This is a genomic window from Sebaldella termitidis ATCC 33386, assembly GCF_000024405.1.
In the GTDB taxonomy this organism is placed as follows: domain Bacteria; phylum Fusobacteriota; class Fusobacteriia; order Fusobacteriales; family Leptotrichiaceae; genus Sebaldella; species Sebaldella termitidis.
The window spans coordinates 3,108,444-3,126,431 of sequence record NC_013517.1; the positions used below are offsets into that span (position 1 = coordinate 3,108,444).

Annotated in this window: 19 protein-coding genes; 5 read left to right on the plus strand and 14 right to left on the minus strand. The window is 33.4% G+C overall.

Annotated features, from left to right (window positions below; all coding sequences use genetic code 11):
* The first annotated feature begins 61 nt into the window (after window positions 1-61).
* The 3 genes from dinB to STERM_RS14590 are packed head-to-tail and all read left to right on the plus strand — an operon-like array spanning window position 62 to window position 2,766.
* On the plus strand, window positions 62-1,117 hold the full coding sequence (dinB, locus tag STERM_RS14585; RefSeq protein WP_041310037.1) for a DNA polymerase IV: 1,056 nt from the start codon (window positions 62-64) through the stop codon (window positions 1,115-1,117).
* A gap of 15 nt (window positions 1,118-1,132) precedes the next feature.
* On the plus strand, window positions 1,133-1,282 hold the full coding sequence (locus tag STERM_RS22285) for a hypothetical protein (RefSeq protein WP_012862387.1): 150 nt from the start codon (window positions 1,133-1,135) through the stop codon (window positions 1,280-1,282).
* Between the two features lie 20 nt (window positions 1,283-1,302).
* Window positions 1,303-2,766: an aminoacyl-histidine dipeptidase gene (locus STERM_RS14590; protein ID WP_012862388.1), complete on the plus strand. Its 1,464-nt coding sequence runs from the start codon at window positions 1,303-1,305 to the stop codon at window positions 2,764-2,766.
* Between the two features lie 46 nt (window positions 2,767-2,812).
* Here the strand turns inward: STERM_RS14590 and STERM_RS14595 are convergent, their stop codons facing one another.
* On the minus strand, window positions 2,813-3,430 hold the full coding sequence (locus STERM_RS14595) for a hypothetical protein (protein WP_012862389.1): 618 nt from the start codon (window positions 3,428-3,430) through the stop codon (window positions 2,813-2,815).
* 273 nt (window positions 3,431-3,703) lie between these two features.
* Between STERM_RS14595 and rnmV the strand changes: the two genes are divergently transcribed.
* Together rnmV and STERM_RS14605 are read left to right on the plus strand one after the other, a co-directional pair.
* A complete protein-coding gene (rnmV, locus tag STERM_RS14600; RefSeq protein ID WP_012862390.1) occupies window positions 3,704-4,282 on the plus strand; it encodes a ribonuclease M5 in 579 nt (192 codons plus the stop codon).
* Window positions 4,279-4,866: a hypothetical protein gene (locus tag STERM_RS14605; RefSeq protein ID WP_012862391.1), complete on the plus strand. Its 588-nt coding sequence runs from the start codon at window positions 4,279-4,281 to the stop codon at window positions 4,864-4,866. Before rnmV ends, STERM_RS14605 begins: the two co-directional genes overlap by 4 nt.
* A gap of 329 nt (window positions 4,867-5,195) precedes the next feature.
* On the opposite strand, the gene STERM_RS14610 is transcribed toward STERM_RS14605, so the two are convergent.
* The 13 genes from STERM_RS14610 to STERM_RS14670 all read right to left on the minus strand — a co-directional run bounded on the left by STERM_RS14610 (window position 5,196) and on the right by STERM_RS14670 (window position 17,975).
* On the minus strand, window positions 5,196-6,728 hold the full coding sequence (locus STERM_RS14610) for an alanine/glycine:cation symporter family protein (protein WP_012862393.1): 1,533 nt from the start codon (window positions 6,726-6,728) through the stop codon (window positions 5,196-5,198).
* A 19-nt stretch (window positions 6,729-6,747) separates the two neighbouring features.
* On the minus strand, window positions 6,748-7,908 hold the full coding sequence (locus STERM_RS14615) for a MalY/PatB family protein (protein WP_012862394.1): 1,161 nt from the start codon (window positions 7,906-7,908) through the stop codon (window positions 6,748-6,750).
* A gap of 200 nt (window positions 7,909-8,108) precedes the next feature.
* Entirely contained in the window at window positions 8,109-8,696 is a 588-nt protein-coding gene (locus STERM_RS14620) for an XTP/dITP diphosphatase (RefSeq protein ID WP_012862395.1), read from the minus strand.
* Between the two features lie 30 nt (window positions 8,697-8,726).
* Window positions 8,727-9,470 carry a lysophospholipid acyltransferase family protein gene (locus tag STERM_RS14625; protein WP_012862396.1) on the minus strand — a complete coding sequence of 248 codons (744 nt, stop codon included), beginning with the start codon at window positions 9,468-9,470 and terminating at the stop codon, window positions 8,727-8,729.
* The gene (locus tag STERM_RS14630; protein WP_081439644.1) at window positions 9,467-10,024 is read right to left on the minus strand and encodes a regulatory protein RecX; all 558 of its coding nucleotides are present in this window, start codon (window positions 10,022-10,024) and stop codon (window positions 9,467-9,469) included. Before STERM_RS14630 ends, STERM_RS14625 begins: the two co-directional genes overlap by 4 nt.
* Window positions 10,008-11,135 carry a recombinase RecA gene (gene recA / locus STERM_RS14635; protein WP_012862398.1) on the minus strand — a complete coding sequence of 376 codons (1,128 nt, stop codon included), beginning with the start codon at window positions 11,133-11,135 and terminating at the stop codon, window positions 10,008-10,010. The genes STERM_RS14630 and recA overlap by 17 nt, the downstream gene beginning before the upstream one ends.
* Window positions 11,136-11,320: 185 nt before the next feature.
* Complete coding sequence (locus STERM_RS14640) at window positions 11,321-12,187, minus strand: tetratricopeptide repeat protein (RefSeq protein ID WP_012862399.1); 867 nt, start codon at window positions 12,185-12,187, stop codon at window positions 11,321-11,323.
* A 34-nt stretch (window positions 12,188-12,221) separates the two neighbouring features.
* Window positions 12,222-12,950, minus strand: a complete 729-nt coding sequence (locus STERM_RS14645; protein ID WP_012862400.1) for a PDZ domain-containing protein — start codon at window positions 12,948-12,950, stop codon at window positions 12,222-12,224.
* Between the two features lie 13 nt (window positions 12,951-12,963).
* The gene (dapD, locus tag STERM_RS14650; RefSeq protein WP_012862401.1) at window positions 12,964-13,659 is read right to left on the minus strand and encodes a 2,3,4,5-tetrahydropyridine-2,6-dicarboxylate N-acetyltransferase; all 696 of its coding nucleotides are present in this window, start codon (window positions 13,657-13,659) and stop codon (window positions 12,964-12,966) included.
* A gap of 54 nt (window positions 13,660-13,713) precedes the next feature.
* Window positions 13,714-14,439, minus strand: coding sequence for a 4-hydroxy-tetrahydrodipicolinate reductase (gene dapB, locus STERM_RS14655; RefSeq protein WP_012862402.1), 726 nt, complete (start codon window positions 14,437-14,439; stop codon window positions 13,714-13,716).
* Between the two features lie 196 nt (window positions 14,440-14,635).
* Window positions 14,636-15,748 carry a suppressor of fused domain protein gene (locus tag STERM_RS14660; RefSeq protein WP_012862403.1) on the minus strand — a complete coding sequence of 371 codons (1,113 nt, stop codon included), beginning with the start codon at window positions 15,746-15,748 and terminating at the stop codon, window positions 14,636-14,638.
* Between the two features lie 196 nt (window positions 15,749-15,944).
* Window positions 15,945-16,286, minus strand: coding sequence for a cysteine-rich small domain-containing protein (locus tag STERM_RS14665; RefSeq protein WP_244407179.1), 342 nt, complete (start codon window positions 16,284-16,286; stop codon window positions 15,945-15,947).
* Between the two features lie 39 nt (window positions 16,287-16,325).
* The gene (locus tag STERM_RS14670) at window positions 16,326-17,975 is read right to left on the minus strand and encodes a hypothetical protein (RefSeq protein ID WP_012862405.1); all 1,650 of its coding nucleotides are present in this window, start codon (window positions 17,973-17,975) and stop codon (window positions 16,326-16,328) included.
* Window positions 17,976-17,988: the final 13 nt, after the last annotated feature.

Here is a 17,988-nt window from a genome sequence, read left to right on the forward strand (position 1 = left end):
GGATTATTTAATCCGCAGCCATAATATAATAAATAAGGAATGAATTTTGAACGGTGTTATTATGAAACGTTGTATATTACATTATGATATGGATGCCTTTTATGCTTCTATAGAGCAGAGGGATAATCCTAAATTAAAAGGAAAAGCTATTGCTGTAGGCAGGGGCGTCATTACTACTGCCAGCTATGAAGCAAGAAAATACGGTGTCCGCTCCGCCATGCCGTCTGTTACGGCAAAAAAACTATGTCCGGAATTAATTCTTCTTCCTGTAAGAATTGATTATTATAAAAAACTAGGAAAAAAAATACAAGATCTTATTCAGTCTCTTACATATAAGTGTGAATTTATTTCTTCTGATGAAGGATATGTTGATATTACAGAATATATGAAGAAATATACTCCTGAAAGTTTTATTGAAAAATTCAAGAATTCTCTTTATAAGCATACCAGACTCACATGTTCAGTGGGCTTAGGCTACAATAAGCTTTCTGCCAAGCTTGCCAGCGATGCTAATAAACCTAACGGCTACTTCATTATTTCTTCCCGTGAAGAGTTTCATAATTATGTAAAGGATAAATCAGTAAGCATTATTCCCGGAATCGGCAGAAAAAGTCTGGAACCGCTTAATAATATGGGGATTAATACTGTTAATGATATTTTTAACCTGACAAAAAATAATTTAATTGATATGTTCGGTACTAATAAAGGCGTACGAATATTTGAGCTGGTGAGAGGTATTGATGATTCTGAGGTTGACTATATTTCCGAAAGGCAGTCTTACGGGCAGGAGGAAACATACAGCAGGACTGTTGATGATATAGAAACTGTCCATGATACTCTTCTGCATCAGATTAACAAGCTTACAGAAAAGCTCAGGCTTGATAATATTTATATTAAGACAGTTACATTAAAGGCCAGATATTCTGATTTTTCCACAATTACAAGATCAAAGACACTTAATGAATATACAAGAAACAGTGATATTATATACACTACAGCACTTACCCTTTTATCCGATCTTGCAAAAAAAGATTCGTTCAGACTGATAGGGGTACATCTCAGCCATATTGCCAAAAGGAATTATGTACAGTTAAGTTTCAAAGATTTATTTAAATAAAGGAGGAGTATATTTATGGAATTTTATAAAAAGCTTATTATTAAAATACTGGAAAGATCAAGTCTGGGACATGAGAGCCAGATTTTGAAAAAACTAAAATCCGGACATGATCTTAATCAAAAGGAAATGCAGGAACTGGAAGAACTAATTGAACAAATTATATAAATACAGATCGGAGTGAAAATATGGAAAATATTACCAAAGACTTGGCACCTCAAAAAGTTTTTTACTTTTTTGAAGAAATCAGCAAAATACCCAGAGGTTCAAAAAAAGAAAAGAAAATCAGCGACTGGCTTGTTAAATTTGCCAATGACAGAAATCTGGAAGTCTATCAGGACTCTGCATTAAATGTAGTAATAAAAAAAGCAGGTTCAAAAGGATACGAAGATTATTCCCCTCTTATTTTGCAAGGTCATATGGATATGGTATGGGAAAAAAACAGTGATACTAAATTTGATTTTGAAACAGAGGGTATTAAACTGGCTGTAAAAGATGGTTTTTTGAAAGCTGTCGGTACTACTCTCGGAGCTGATAACGGAATTGCAGTGGCAATCATTCTTGCTCTTCTTGATTCCAACGAGCTAGTGCACCCTCCGATTGAAGCTGTTATTACTGCTGATGAGGAAGCCGGAATGACAGGGGTAGAAAATCTGGATGTTTCTGCTTTAAAAGGAAAAACAATGCTTAATATAGATACTGAAGAAGAAGGCGAGATATATGTCAGCAGTGCCGGCGGTTCCAGAGTACAGATAGATTTTAATTTCACACGTGTTTCTGAGCTGCCTGATTCTAAAAATATTCTTCTTGAAATAAAAGGACTGAACGGCGGCCATTCTGGTTCGGATATTGATAAAGGGCTTGGAAATTCCATCAAAATATTATCTTTTATTTTATCCGAGCTGGCGAAAAAGTTTAAATTCCAGCTCTGTGATATAAAAGGCGGAGATAAAACAAATGCTATCCCCAGAGAAGCTTTTGCTGTTGTGAATATCTCTTTGACAGAGCTTGATAATTTTATAAAGGAAAGTAAAATTTTCTTTGAAGAGATGAAAACTACATACTCCAAAACAGAACAAAATCTTGCAATGGAAATAAAAGAGAGTACTGCTGCTGATAAAAAACCTCTGTCTGAAGAAGACAGCATTAATCTGATTAATCTTTTATGTGAAATTCCAAGCGGTGTTATTGCTAACAGCGAACATATAGAAGGATTGGTCGAGACTTCATTAAGCATGGGTGTTTTAAGAACTCGTGATACTGTTTCGTCTATCCAGCTGCTATTAAGAAGCTCAGTAAACTCAGCACTTCGTGAGCTTGAAAATAAGCTGAAAGATATTTCAGAATTATATAATGCCGGTTTTACCGTAGATTCTTCTTATTCTTCATGGGAATACAGAGAAGATTCTAAATTACGGGAGCTTTTTGTAAAAGCACATGAGAATATTTTTGAAAAAACTCCTAAAATAAAAGCAATACATGCTGGTCTTGAATGCGGAATTTTCGCAGGTAAAATTTCTGACCTTGATGTTATATCTATCGGGCCTAACATATACGGAGCACATACTCCCGAAGAAAGAATGGAAATTTCTTCTGTCGAGTATACATGGAAATGGATATTGAAAGCTCTTGAATTATACAGAATCAAATAATAAAATAAAGGCTGCACACTGAATTAACAGGTTGCAGCCTTTATAACTATCTGTTTTTTCTCATTATAAAATTAATACTTACAATATCAAAATCAGTTTTTATTATGTAAAAACTGCTTCGTCTGTTATAATACCCCGCTGTTATTTCCAGCTCCTCATTGTTATAATCTATATTTTCACCGCAATAATTTTTATTGCATATTTCTTTTATCTTCTTATCAATTTCTTCTTTTGAAAAAATTTTTACTGATTCCTTGTCTTCTTCAGGAAAATTTTCATATATTCCGTCATCTCTCATTTCATACTCACTATTATTTCCAAAGTAAGTTATTGATAAATCTATATCCTTTTTAAGCAGATTTTCCAAAACACCTTTATTTCTCAATTTTCTGACAGAGTTTTTACTTTCTTTGGCATCATCATCAAGAACCATATCTTCCTGCTTTAGAATTCTTTTATATATTAGACTGTTATCATCCTTATACGCTGCAAGATAAGTATTTTTCTTATACACATAATAGCTGCCGGGATTTAATATTTCGGATATCACTGTATAATATTTTCCTTCTTCCGACCCCATAAATACTTCGCTCACGCTGGTAAAATCACTTGGAGTTGCCATCAGCATGCAAAAAAATAAAAAATAAACATAAAATTTCTTCATAAAACACCTCATTTTAATATTATAAACTATTTATACTATAATGTATAAAAAATTTCAATATCTTTCAAAAAAATAATATTTAAGAGAAACCCTTATTTTAATATAGATATAAAATTTTCCTTTTTTTATTTATTCGCATATTTATTGAAAATAGTGTAGAATAATATAGAGATTTATACTGGGTCTGATATCTGTCTTTGATAAAAGTTCACTGATATTATTTAATTATTCTAAATTTAAACTGCTCAGGACATTTTTTCAGAAAGGAATATAATGAAACCTAAAATAAAAGAAATTATAGTAGTAGAAGGAAAAGATGACATAGCAGCTGTAAAGCAGGCTGTAGATGCTCATGTTATTGCTGTTCACGGTTATTCTTCCTTTAAGAAAAAAACTATTGAAAAGCTGAAACAGATATCTCTTACCAATGATATTATTATTTTGACTGATCCTGATTTTGCAGGAAAAAAAATCAGAAATCTTATAAAAGTACATATCCCAGACGCAAAACATGCTTTTATTTCAAGAAAAGAAGGAACTAAAAATAATAATATCGGTGTGGAAAATGCAGATACTGCTGCTATAATCGAAGCTTTAAAGAAGACTAAAATAATTTTCCATGATACAAAAGAACCGAATTCTTATACATTTGACGATCTTATAAATAATAATCTCTGTTATGGAAAAGACTCAAAACTGAGAAGAGAAAAACTCGGCGATATACTGCACATAGGTTATTATAACAGCAAGCAGTTATTACAGTCTCTTAACAGTTTTAATATACCGCGCAGGTCATTTGACGAAGCGCTGATCCAAATTAACAAATTAATACAGGAAGGTGATTTTTCATGAAAAAAATTTCATATCTTTTACTGGTCTTATCAATGACATTACTGTTTTCCTGCTATAAAGATACAGATAACAGACCTACGCTGGATGATTATAAAATCTACAAGTCTTTTATTGAGGACAGCTCATGGTACAAAAATCTTTTGCAAAAAACAGGAAAAGATAAAATTGTATTTCGAAAGCTTGATGATTCAGAATTAAAAGATACTATTACAATGGAAGACAAATTTATTTACGACAGCAGATTTGAAGATAAATATATTTTCTCTCCTGATAAGAATATGATACTTGATCCATATTCATATGGTCTTGAGATAAGTGACAGCGGTGAGGAACTCAGAGATGCCGACACTGCATTATTTTTATATGACACAAAAAATAAAAAAAGTGCTCCTGTTTTTTATATAGGGCCTTCCGGAAACATTGAACTTGTCAGCTGGATAAATGACACTTCATTTATAACAGTTACTTCAGACCATGAAACAGAACAAAAAATGAATTTTACTATTCTTGTTTACCAGATTGACAAAGATAAAATATCAAAGGTTTCCGGCTTTTCCGGGGAAGCTTTTTTGAATGAATTATAAAGTAACAGTTCTAAGGGATTCAATATGAATTTTCTGGATAAAGAATTTGAAATAAGAAAAGCTGTAAAAATATTTAACAGAAATGGTTTTCAGATCACAAGCCTTAGTGAAAAAACAATTTTCTTCAATTATTCATAATTTCTTTTCGGAAATAATCAACATATAAAAAATATATTTAAATAGCAAGAATAAAGATCAGATAAAATAAAAAGGTTGTATCCCTAAGGATACAACCATTTATAAAGTACACGCTGTACTTTTATAGCCGTGAAATACTGACTACTACCTGCAAAAAGTATTATAGCATAATCAGAAAAAAATAGATATAATTATTTCCAGACTTCTGTATCAATTCCGATTTCCTTTGAAATAAATTTTTTTCCGTTTGTCCTGATATAATGATCCAGAGTTTTGGTTACGATTCCTGTTCCAAGTAAAATTACCGGTACATTGGCATAAACTATCATGATATTTATAAAATCAGAAATATACCATAAATTCCCAAGCTCCAGTCCCGAAAGCACCGTAAGCTCACCAAATGGGACAAATAAAACTGCTCCCAGCAATCTGAGGAAAAATATGAAATGTTTATTTGTACTGATAAAGCTTCCCGAAATTTCCGTGAATAATATTAATCCTATCAATGTCGTAAAAGCAAATAATCCATAGCATAAAGAAACTATACACTTAATTACTGCATCAAGGCTTTGTCCGGGAATCAGATACTGTATAGAATTCAGATAAACATCCAGCTTTGAATTTTTTATTGCCTCCCATTCTACACCGCTTGCACCATTACTCCATAAATGTGCCAGTACAACTACAAAACCTGTAAGAGTACAAATCACTATTGTATCAAGAAAAACCCCTATTGACTGTACGAATCCCTGTTCACACGGGTGTTCATTATCTGCTACTGCAGCAGCCATTGTAATTGTTCCCTGTCCTGCTTCATTTGACATGAGTCCTCTTTTTATCCCCTGTGCCAACGCTACTCCGAAAGCACCGCCAAATATTGCCCTTGGAGAAAATGCCCCTCTGATTACTTCCGTAAAAAAGTAAGGAATCAGCTTTAAATTTATACAAATTATAAATAATACAATCAGCATATAGATAACAGCCATAATAGGAACCAGTACATCTGTTACTTTGGTAACTCTTCTTATTCCGCCTATTGTAGTGAACAAAACCGAGAAAAATATCACTGCTGCTATTATATAATAAACAGAAGATGTTCTCTCATACTTCACTCCTCCTATTACTTCTGCCACAGATCCAAGTGCCGTAAACAGGTGAAAGGTCTGCCCCGGAAGTGTAAACAGTGCATACAGGATAAAACATACAGAAAGCAGTATACCTGCAGCTCTTTTATTACCTAGTATTTTTTTCCCGTAAAAAGGTAGACCTCCTATATAGTTATCCCCATCCTGTTCTTTGAAAACCTGTGCCAAAACAGATTCTGCAAAAGCCGTAGCCATTCCGAAAAATGCAGATACCCACATCCAGAATACTGCCCCCGGACCTCCCACAGAAATAGCACCGGTAACACCCATTATATTTCCAGGTCCCACTCTTGTAGCAGAACTCAAAAGGAATGAAGCCAGCGGGCTTACTCCTATATCCGAAGTCTTTTTCTTTATTAATATCTTCAGTCCTGTTTTAAATTTTGTTATCTGCACGAATTTTGTCTTAACTGAAAAGAAAATTCCAGTTCCTACCAAAAGTATCAGTGCAAAAGAAAATTTTCCCAAAATCGGTATGTTACTGTAAAATTCAATATTCGTGGGAAAATCCCATAAAAAATCTGATATTGGTACTATAAATTCAAAAAAATCGTTTATTACTTTAAATATGTGTTCCATAACTCCCTTATTTTCTCCTTTACTTTTTTACTATTTTTGTCAGTCTTTCCAAGCCTTCCTCCAGAAGATATCTGGGACAGGCTATATTAATTCTCTGAAAAAGTCCGCAGTCTTCACTAAATGTGCAGCCTGAATTTAAAATTACCCCGGCTTTGTTTTTCACAAGATCTTCAAGCTGGTTCTTTGTAATGTTTAATTTACGAAAATCAAGCCATAATAAATAAGTTCCTTCCGGTCTTCGGAAACTAACCTCAGGAAGATTTTTTCTGATATATTCTTCTGTAAAATCAATATTTTTCTCCAAATATTCAAGAAGTGCATAATACCAGTTTTTTCCTTTCCTGAAAGCTGTTTCTATAGCCACAAGATTAAAAGGTGTATTCTCCCTTATACCTAAAATCTCCAGCTCGCTGTTAAATTTCTGTTGTTCTTCATGACGCGGAAAATATACAAATGATCCTTGCAAACCTGCAATATTAAAAGTTTTAGTTGCAGAAAAACATGTTATGGTGATATCTTCAGCCTCTTTTGACAGAGAACTTATAGGAGTATATTTATGTCCCTTATATGTTAGATCCCGCCAGATATCATCCGAGAGTATTCTTACATTATTTCTCAGACATATATCAACTAATCTTTCCAGTTCTTCTTTTTTCCAAACCCTTCCTACTGGATTATGAGGATTACATAATATGAAAAATTTTGCCTTTTCATCTTTTGCTTTTTCTTCAAAATCCTGAAAATCAATTGTATAAATACCATTTTCTTCTATTAAGTTATTTATTAAAAGCTTTCTGTTGTTCTTTTCGACCACTCTGAAAAACGGCGGATAGACCGGAGTCTGAACTATAACTTTGTCTCCCGGATCAGTTAAAAGCCTTATCAGCATTGATAAACTGGGAACCACTCCTGGTGAATGCTCTAATTTTTCTGCTTTCATATCAAAGCCGTGTATTTCTTTTGTCCAATTAACAGCACTTTCATAATATGAAGCAGGCCTGCTCGTATAACCGAATATTTTCTGATCTAATTTTTTCTGCATTGCTTCAAGTATTTCCGGTGCTGTTTCAAAGTCCATATCCGCAACCCACATAGGCAGCAGGTTTTTTTCATTACATTTTTCCCATTTTACTGCATTATTGTCTTTTCTATCTATCCTTTTGTCAAAATCATAATTCATGCAGACTTTCTCCTTTCAAATAGTATTATCTCTTTAGTATACTTTATATTTTCTTAATATGTCAAGAAAGAAACAAAAAAATCTTTTTAAAATAATCATATGATTATAAAAAAAGATTTTTATTTATGTACATCTATAATAACAGATAATATTCGGTTAAAAAAATTTCTGCTGGAAATATGCAGCTGCAGGTTAAAATTTTATTTTATTATACTGTCTATATCTTTCATTAGCTTTTCAAATGCTTTTGCTCTGTGGCTTACTGATTTCTTCTCTTCAGGACTTGCCTCTCCAAAGCATTTATTTAATTCATGCGAAAAAAATATAGGATCATAACCAAATCCGTTTGTCCCGTGTCTTTCATGCATTATTTCCCCGTCAGCTTCTCCCCTGTATGAATATACACTTCCGTCAGGTCTTGCAAGCGAAACTACTGAAACGAATTTTGCAGCTCTCTCATTTACCCCTTCCAAATCTTTTAGAAGCTTATCCATATTTTTGGAATCATCGGCATTTTCGCCGGAATATCTTGCAGAGTATACTCCCGGAGCTCCGTCCAGATAATTTACACAAAGCCCTGAATCATCTGAAATTGTATACATATTCAGATATTTAGCTATTTCTACAGCTTTTTTCTGTGAATTTTCCTCAAATGTTTCCCCGTCCTCTTCCACTTCCGGTATATCTTCACTGTCCAGAATAGACAGTACCTCTATGTTTTTTCCGTCAACAAGTCTTTTAAACTCATTTATCTTTCCTGTATTTTTCGTAGCAAGAAATATTTTCATTTTTTTCTCCTTTTACATAAAATTCCTTTGTTACATACTTTCTTTAAGATTATTTACGATTATATCCCTTACTTTATTGTCCAGTTCTTTGATTTCCGGTCTTGTAAGCTTTGATAAATCAACAGGTTCATCTACTATTATCTTTACATTTTTATTTGCAGTTACCTTTAGACTTCCTTTTTTCTGTATATTATATGTTCCGCTGATTGTAACCGGAAGAATTTTTGCCCCTGTCTCTGTTGCCAGTCTGAAACTTCCTTTTTTAAAGTCTTTTACTTCTCCGTCAGGAGTTCTTCCTCCTTCAGGAAAGATTACATAGGAATACCCTTTTTTTATTTTATCCATGGCATTCTTCATATCCTTCATACCCTGTCTTGCATTTTTTCTGTCCAGAAAAATACACCCCATTGCTCTCATCCATCTTCCTATTAACGGCCATTTTTCCATCTCTTTTTTTGCAATAAATGCAAGGCTCTTTGGAAAATATCCGAGAAGAGTCTGAATATCAAGATTACTCTGATGGTTTGAGATCAATACTATTGCTTCGTTATTTTTTATGATTTCACTTAATGCTGTCTCGGCCTCTTTGGTTTTATAAATCAGTTTTACCTTACTGCCTGTTGCCCAGATACAGTTCCTTCCCCATCTGATAGCTACTTTATCTACATATTTTTTTCTCTGCTCAGAATTCATAAATAAAATAGGCGGATATCTGAATACCATTCCATAAAGAAATGTACCCACTATTGTTAAACAGTATAAAAGCGTTCTCATCTTTCCTCCTTGGCATGTCTTAATACATATAATATATCTTCCAGTTCAAAGCCTTGTCTTATCAGATATTGTATTATCTGCTTATCTGTTTTATGCATAACCTTCTTTATTGCTTTTTTTAATTTATCATAATCAGATACTCCCTCTCCCAAAGCCAGTACTTCACTTATAATCTTTTTGGATATCCCTCTTTTCATCAGCTCGAATTCTGCTCTTTTTTCGCCGAATCTGGAATTTTTTATATAGGAAAATGCATAATCATGATCATTAATATAACCCATTTCTCTGACTTTTTTCACTGCTCTGTCTATAGAAGAAGCATTTCTGAATTTCCCGCCCAGCTTTATCCTGAGCTCTTCCTCTGTTCTGTCTCTCAGTGATAAATAATACAAGGCTTTTGCAAGAGAAGCCTCATATGAAATTTCATCATAGAGGCTTTCTATATCCATATCTTCTTTTAGGTCATATTTAGTTTTTATATCTAAATTAATGTCCATAATTTCTTCATTAGATAAAAATATTTTATTTCTTACAATTTTATTTATTTTCATCATCTTTTTTCTCTTTTTTTGCTTTAGTTTCTTTTGCCGGCTTTGTTTCTTTTGCTTCTTCCTTGGCTGTTACTTCTTCTTCCTCTTCCACAGCAGGTTTGATAATCTTCATTACGTCTGTTTCTATTCTGCCAAGCAGTTCTGTATTTTCAGCAAGAGAATTTTCAACATTTACTCTTCCCTGCCCGAGTCTTTCGTCACCATAGCTAAACCACGCACCGCTTTTGGCAACAATACCGTTATCTATTGCTATATCCAGTATTTCACCTATTTTCGATATTCCTTTTCCATACATTATATTAAATCTGGCCTCTTTAAATGGAGGAGATACTTTATTTTTTGTTACTTTTACAAGAGTTTCATTTCCTATTACTTCATCACCCTGTTTTATAGAGCCTATTCTTTTTACTTCCATTCTTACAGTAGAGAAGAATTTTAGCGCTCTTCCGCCGGAAGTAGTTGTCTGTACTCCGGGAACAAATGAAAATCCACCGATTTTTTCCCTGATCTGGTTTATAAAAATCATTACTGTACTTGATTTTGAGATACTGCCTGTTAATTTTCTGAGGGCCTTTGACATAAGTCTTGCCTGAAGTCCCATCTGCTGGTCTCCCATCTCCCCTTCTATCTCTGCTTTAGGCACTAAAGCTGCAACTGAATCTATTACTATTACATCAAGAGCTCCGCTTCTTACCAGCATATCTGCGATTTCCAAAGCCTGCTCCCCTGTGTCCGGCTGAGATATCAAAAGCTCGTCTATATTTACTCCCAGAGCTTTAGCATAAACAGGATCCAGCGCGTGTTCCGCATCTATAAAGCCTGCTACTCCTCCCAGTTTTTGTGCCTCAGCTATTATATGAATAGCAAGAGTAGTTTTTCCAGAAGATTCCGCACCATAAATTTCTATTATTCTTCCTCTAGGAACTCCTCCTACACCTAAAGCAATATCTAAATTCAAGCTTCCTGTAGATATTGATTTTATATTCATTTTCTGATTTTCACCAAGCTTCATGATGGAACCTTCTCCATACTCTTTTTGTATCTGTTTCATGGCTAAATCTATAATTTTTTCTTTATCATTTAGCTGTGGTGCTTCTTCTTTTTTTCTTGCCATTTTTTCCATACCTCCATTTTGTTATTTCTTTATTCCTTTATTCCCCGTATGCAGCACCTTTAAATGTTACACTGCACCAACCTCCTTTTAAAATTTATTATACCATAAAAACACTCTATTTTTCCAGTAGATTATATCTTGCCACAAAAAAAATGCCGTCTTAAAAGATCGGCAGTTTTTCTATATTATTTACCTGAATTTTTTATTTCAGCCAATGCATCTGTTGCATCTTTTACACCTTTTTTAGATGCGCTTTCCAGTGATTTTACACCTTTATCTTTTAGTGATTTAGCTGTAGCTGCGTCACCTTTTCTCTCAGCATCCATACCCTGATTATAATAAATAGCTCCTAGAACATAGTCTGCATACGGATCTTTTTCACTTTGCTGTGATCTTGTAAGATATTTTATAGCTAAGTCATTATTTCCAGTTTGTGCAAAATAAGTTCCTAATGTTGAATATTTGAATTCAGGATTTAATTTTTGAATTTCTCTGAAATACTTATTTGCATTTGTAGTATCACCTTTTAACTCATAAAATTCTATTAATGTTAATCTGATAGGTATATCATTTGGTGCTGACTGTGCTCCTTTTAGGAATTTACTTTCAGCAAGATCTTTTTTATCTATTCTGTAGTAATATGTTCCCAATACTTCCAGTATACGAACTTCTTTATCTCCTGTAGCAGTATTTGCCCATTCGAAATATTCTCCTGCCTGATCATTTTTTCCTTGATATAAATATAAATTTCCAATCTTTAAAGCTGCTGATATAGTGTCAGGATTTACTTTCGATTTATCTCCTAAAGCTTTTTTGTAATAGCTTTCTCCTTTAACAAGATCATTTTGAGATAGGTAATAATCCCCTAATACGATATTAGACTTTGTAGCATAGTCTGCATCTCTTCCTTTAGATAATTTATCTAATGCTTTTACTGCATCTGTTACTTTATTATCTCTTATCATTTGTATTGCGCCCTCGAAATCCGATTTTGCATCAGCGAAAACCAGCATTCCTCCTAAAATTGTCAGAATTACAATTATTTTTTTCATTTTATCATCCTTTCATTGTTTCGTCATTACATTATTATAATACACTAATTTCTTTTGAGATTGTTTTGTTTTTCCTTAGTATTTCTATTTTTATTTTTTTTCCTTTGTTTTCATCGGTTATTTTTTTATATTCCTCTTTATTTTTAATATCATTTTCTTCGATTTTAATGATAACATCTCCCAATGCCAGCTCATCACGGGCTTCTGAATCTTTTCTTATTGCCTGAATCTCTACTCCGTAATTTATCCCGAGCTCTTTTCTCTTTTCCTGACTTATATCACGCACTAATATTCCCAAACCGCTTAATTTTGTTTTTATCCAAAATGTGGCAAGATAGTCATATCTGCTTTTCAGTACATACTGCCAGTCTGCGCCTGTACAGTTCACTGAATAGTATCCTCCGTAACAAAAACCGTTTAAGAAAACGGGTTCCAGTTCTGAATCCTGAGATACGAATTTTTTGGAATATATTACCAGTGTCGCGCCTACATTCAAAGCCTGTGTTCTTACATATTTTTCAGATAAATCACCGGTATTAAAAGAAGAATATCCTATCATTTCATAACCGTTTTCGTATACATCCACCATATCTTCCTTTGTATCTTTGGAATTAATAACGGTAATGTCCGAATCAGCCAAAGGTAATTTATCATTGCTTACCATATCAGGCTCTGATGTCTTTACATACATGTCTGCATAAGGATTTGTACTGCTGCATCCTAGTATCAGCAGTGTAAATAATATTAAAAATATTTTTTTCATAAAGAATACCTCTTTATTTTCTCAATTCTTCTACTATCTCTGTTTTAGATGCTGTTTTCTCATCTACATTTTTTATTACTCTGGCAGGCATTCCAGCTACTACCACTCCTGAAGGAACATTTTCCGTTACCACTGCTCCGGCTGCTACTACTGAACCCTGACCTACTCTTACTCCTTCAAGGACAACTGCATTCGCACCTATAACTACATTATCCTCTATAACTACAGGATCTGCCGAAGGCGGCTCTATTACACCTGCTATAACCGTTCCTGCTCCGATATGACAGTTTTTACCGATTTTTGCTCTTCCACCAAGTACTGCATTCATATCAATCATAGTTCCCTCGCCAATTTCGGCTCCTATATTTATAACAGCTCCCATCATAATAACTGCTTTATCTGCTATACTTACTTTATCTCTTATTATTGCCCCGGGTTCTATTCTGGCATTTACATTTTTTATATCCGCCATTGGTACTCCTGAATTTCTTCTATCATTTTCTAAATGATAATCTGTAATATTATTTTCATCTATTATTTTTTGAACGATTTCCCAGTCGCCTATTATTACTTTAAATTTCCCTTCACCAAAAACTTTACAGTCATATGAATTTTTTATTTCACTGTTTGTGTAAAGTTTAACCGGCGTAATTTTTTTCGAATCAGCGATGTACTTAATAATAGCTTTTGATTTTTCCAGTTCTGTCATTATTACCCTCCTTGAATATTCATTAAAAAAAATACACTCAATTATATCATAGTTTTATACAATAAGTAAATCTTTCATTGAATACAGACCACTTTTTTTATTAACAAGTTTTAAAGCTGCGTCTACTGCTCCGTCTGCAAACATCTTTCTTGAGAGGGCTTCATGTTTTATCTCTATTATTTCATCGCCTCTGGAAAATATAACAGTGTGCTCTCCTACTATATTTCCGGCTCTTACAGAGTGAACTCCTATTTCTTTTGCAGTTCTTTTGCTGTTCCCTTCTCTTCCATATACTAAATCTCTGTCTTCATCGATACTTGCCTGTATTACTTCAAGCATAGTTCCGGCAGTTCCGCTCGGAGAATCTATCTTTCTGTTATGATGTTTTTCTATCAGCTCGATATCAAAGCCTTTTAGTAATTTTGCGGCATAGGACAGTATCTCATTTATCATTGTTACTCCAAAAGAAGTATTAGTAGCTTTCAGCACCGCTATATGCTTGGCAGCTTCTTCTATTAACGCTGTCTGTTCCTTGGAATGTCCTGTTGTTGCTATGATTACCGGCTTTTTATTTTTCACTGCATACTCAAGTATATCATTCAATGAACTGAAATGTGAAAAATCTATAATAATGTCACAATCCTTGTCAAATTCCTTCAGACTCTTATATTCGGTATTTCCTAGCGGGTCTATCATTCCGGCTACATTACTGCCTGAGGTAATAACTGATTCTTTTGTCAGCTGCGCCAATACTCCGGCTCCGTAAATTACTATCTCCATATTTACTCCTTCCCTTCTTATATATACATTATTTTTTTACTGCAATATGAACCTCAGTCAGACTCCTGCTGTACATTTTAATATTTTTTTCTTTTTTTAATCTTTCCCGTCTCTTAGAAATTCCTTATATACTTTTTATTTCCCCTTTATTTTTAATAAAAAGACCATGGTCCAGTCTCTGTATCCCTTTTATTTTCTATCCTACCACTTCTACTATTTTCCCGTAGCGGTCTCTTATATAGCTTTTTTCTATTATTAGATCAAATCCCTCAAAGCTTTCCAGAATAATCATCTCTGCTTTAGGTCCTATTTTATCCGCAATTTCCACTGCTGTTTCTTTGGTAAAGTAAATATCATAGCCGTATTCCTTCTCCTCTATCCTGTTTTCAAACGACATTTGAAAAGTTATCTTATATTTTGAATAAAGTGTAAGAACCTTGCTTTTCAGTACTACTCCTCTTAGTAAATTGCTCAGGCTGACTGCTCCCAGAGCACCCAGTCTGAATATATATCTGAATTCAGTTTCCAGTTCAGCCTTATCCACATATAAAAATCTGGTACTTGATCCGTCTGTTTCTATTCCCAGTTCTACCTTTTCCAGAATTTCCTCTGTAATTCTGGAATCCCTGTTTAGATAAGTTATATTAAGCGGAAGTCCCAAAAGCTCAGTTACTTTTTCAGTATTCCATGCTATTACAGCCTCCAGCTCATCATGTGTTATTCCGGTTATCTGAAGAAATTTCAGACTGCCGTTAGGAGATTTATATACTTTATTCAATTCGGCATCCCTGAAAAAAACCACTGCCTTTAAATTAGTATTGCTGTTTGCCGCTATAGGTCCGTTTGTATTAAGATAATGCCCCTCATTAAAGACATTTCCAGTTTTAAATATATAATTTGCCAGATTATTTAAAAAGTTAATTGCCCAGTTAGGAACTTCTGTTTCGCTTTCTTCCTTGGCCAGTCTAAATGTAAGCTCAATACCGTAACCGCTTTTTTCAGGATTAGCAGACTCTTTTTCATAAAGCTCGGACAGACCGTATGTAACAAAGTGCCAGTGGGGATTTTTCCCTTTTACATCATATACACTTATCCCTTTTAACTTTTTCTCGCCAAAAGGAGAAATATTCCCGTAATGCAACGGTTCGGTATTTTTATATATTTTTTTGAAAATTCCGTCTATAAAATCCCATCCCAAAGGCTCAGGTCCTGTTTCTTCCTCTGCCGCTTCCTCTTCCCTGTCTTCATTCTCAGGAGTATTAACATTATTTTTTTTCAAAATATCACTTTCTTTATCTTTTTCCGGCATAATATATTTTCCCCTTTCTATAATTTATTATTCTGCTGAAACACTTTTTTTTATTATAATTTCCTGTATTAATAAATTTATATCTTTTTTATCTTTGAATTCTTTGTTATTTTTCCATAAATTTCCTTTTTTCTCCCTGAATTTTAAAAAATAAAATTTTACTGTTTTATGCTAATACTGAACTTTATTATATTTCTCATTTCTTTTTTACCGTTTCCATTATTATTTTCATTTTTTTTATAACATGCTCATATCCTTTATCTTTCACATGCGGTAAAATACAGTCTTCACAGGATTTTATTCCGTTTCCCGAATACTTAAAATTTCCTCCGCATTCTTCACCGAGCATATATAAAGGACAAAAGCAAAAAAGACAATTAAATTCAGATTCATTTTCTAATTTATGACATGGAAAATATTCGCATTTTGTATTTTGAAAAAATTTATAATTTTTCATAATTATATCAAGTCCTTTTATATCATGATAATCATTATACCACATTATAAGCACTGTGTATTTTTTTTCTAAAATATACAATAAAAAAATCCGCCCGATATTTCAGGGCAGATTCATGTATTATGAATTAAAATTATAAGTAAAATCAAGTGCTGCTTTAGGCTTCCAGGAACTGCGGTATTCTTTTCTGTCGGCATTTCCCGTATTACCTGATGAAAGCATCTGACTTCTGTTTAATCTCTCTATAAGGTCATTTCTCAAATCCCAGTCATTTACCATATACATCTCATACCGTGCTTTTGGAATTATCTCGTCCAGATTTAATGTATTTCCTACTCCGTAATTTAAGTAACTGTAAATATGTTTCGGCTTATTATCAATAATTCCTGATAATGTATAATAATTAAGTGACATATCTAAAGTATCAGATATGCTTATCTTATCAGAATCATCTTTCAGTTCTCCCAGAAGATTCATGGAATTTTCGATTACTTTTGAAGAATTTTCAGTATCTTCAAAAAGTATGTGACTATTTAATACTTCATATTCTTCTGCTTTTTCATTTTTTATTTTTGCATTCTGTGCAGATGCCGCTTCTTCAGAAATACTCAGAAAATCTTTTTCTTTATTCAGAAGCTTGTTTTCCATAATAAACGGCTCAAAAAACTCTGTGCCTGAGCCATGCAGTGATATTACCAGATTTCCTGCTGCGTCAAATGATGCCAGTGCTTCATTCAGCTGTATACTGCTTCCCTTTTTATCATCTCTGTATCCCATTTCATCTGACAGTGACTCTGTATCAAATGTGAATTTCTCATATTCTCCGACAGATATCTGCGGTGTATCATTGATAAAGTTTATTACATTTTCTATCACTTTATTATCTGATTTTATTTCATTTTTGTTTTCATAATTTATACCATAACCAATATAATCATTGTGATGTTCTAAAATATAATTTGTATCAGGATGTATCTTTTCTCCCACAGTGCTGTGAAAAATCATGTTATCTGCATACACCGGCTGAACTTTCACTTCACCGTTATTAAACCAGCTGTAGCCGTCCTTTTCCGTATCAGTTATATCTGAAAACTTCAGAGCTTCATTGTTAAACTCAGCTGCTGCGTCACTTACATAAATACTTAAAGGTTTATTATAAGAATTATTTTCATCTGTAATATCCTTCTCTTTTTTAGGCAGTGTGCTGCCTTTTATATAAGCTTTTGCCGATACTAAACCTGACCCGTCAGATAAATCAGCAGTCTGCGTACTCTCTATTAATTCAAGATACGAATCCTTATCATCTCTTTCAAGGCTTTTTTCTATTATCTGTACAAAATTATCATTAAAACTTTTTCTATCCCATCTTCTTTGTACGTTCGCTGCCAAAACAGATAAAATATTTTCTTTATATTCATCATTTTTAGCATTATAATCGATACGAACCGACTCGTCAGAACTTTGTCTCAGCATGTCGTTTATATCCCCGTTGGGAAAATTCCCCGAGAACATTAACCATTCCAAGTACTCTGGCCTTTTCCGGCTGTTTTGAATATATATTTCTCTTAATTCAATATTTCTGTTTACAAGCGTTTCGTCAAGAATTTTCAGGTTTTCACTGCCTGTATTATCTGGTTTTGAATTCTTAAATATATTTTTATATAATCTGCTGTACGTGGTTTTCAACTTACCCGATATGTTAGTAGTAGCTGAAACTAAAGAATTTATGGCGAGTAGTAAAAAAATTATCAGTTTTTTTCTTTTTTTCATAACATTCTCCCCA

Coding starts and splice junctions, on each gene's coding strand:
- STERM_RS14610 (WP_012862393.1), bottom strand. CDS start 6,728: ATGGAACACATATTTAAAGTAATAAACGATTTTTTTGAATTTATAGTA.
- dapB (WP_012862402.1), bottom strand. CDS start 14,439: ATGGAGATAGTAATTTACGGAGCCGGAGTATTGGCGCAGCTGACAAAA.
- rnmV (WP_012862390.1), top strand. CDS start 3,704: ATGAAACCTAAAATAAAAGAAATTATAGTAGTAGAAGGAAAAGATGAC.
- STERM_RS14625 (WP_012862396.1), bottom strand. CDS start 9,470: ATGAGAACGCTTTTATACTGTTTAACAATAGTGGGTACATTTCTTTAT.
- STERM_RS14605 (WP_012862391.1), top strand. CDS start 4,279: ATGAAAAAAATTTCATATCTTTTACTGGTCTTATCAATGACATTACTG.
- STERM_RS14645 (WP_012862400.1), bottom strand. CDS start 12,950: ATGAAAAAAATATTTTTAATATTATTTACACTGCTGATACTAGGATGC.
- STERM_RS14670 (WP_012862405.1), bottom strand. CDS start 17,975: ATGAAAAAAAGAAAAAAACTGATAATTTTTTTACTACTCGCCATAAAT.
- STERM_RS14595 (WP_012862389.1), bottom strand. CDS start 3,430: ATGAAGAAATTTTATGTTTATTTTTTATTTTTTTGCATGCTGATGGCA.
- STERM_RS14620 (WP_012862395.1), bottom strand. CDS start 8,696: ATGAAAATATTTCTTGCTACGAAAAATACAGGAAAGATAAATGAGTTT.
- STERM_RS14615 (WP_012862394.1), bottom strand. CDS start 7,908: ATGAATTATGATTTTGACAAAAGGATAGATAGAAAAGACAATAATGCA.
- STERM_RS22285 (WP_012862387.1), top strand. CDS start 1,133: ATGGAATTTTATAAAAAGCTTATTATTAAAATACTGGAAAGATCAAGT.
- dinB (WP_041310037.1), top strand. CDS start 62: ATGAAACGTTGTATATTACATTATGATATGGATGCCTTTTATGCTTCT.
- STERM_RS14640 (WP_012862399.1), bottom strand. CDS start 12,187: ATGAAAAAAATAATTGTAATTCTGACAATTTTAGGAGGAATGCTGGTT.
- recA (WP_012862398.1), bottom strand. CDS start 11,135: ATGGCAAGAAAAAAAGAAGAAGCACCACAGCTAAATGATAAAGAAAAA.
- dapD (WP_012862401.1), bottom strand. CDS start 13,659: ATGACAGAACTGGAAAAATCAAAAGCTATTATTAAGTACATCGCTGAT.
- STERM_RS14660 (WP_012862403.1), bottom strand. CDS start 15,748: ATGCCGGAAAAAGATAAAGAAAGTGATATTTTGAAAAAAAATAATGTT.
- STERM_RS14590 (WP_012862388.1), top strand. CDS start 1,303: ATGGAAAATATTACCAAAGACTTGGCACCTCAAAAAGTTTTTTACTTT.
- STERM_RS14630 (WP_081439644.1), bottom strand. CDS start 10,024: ATGATGAAAATAAATAAAATTGTAAGAAATAAAATATTTTTATCTAAT.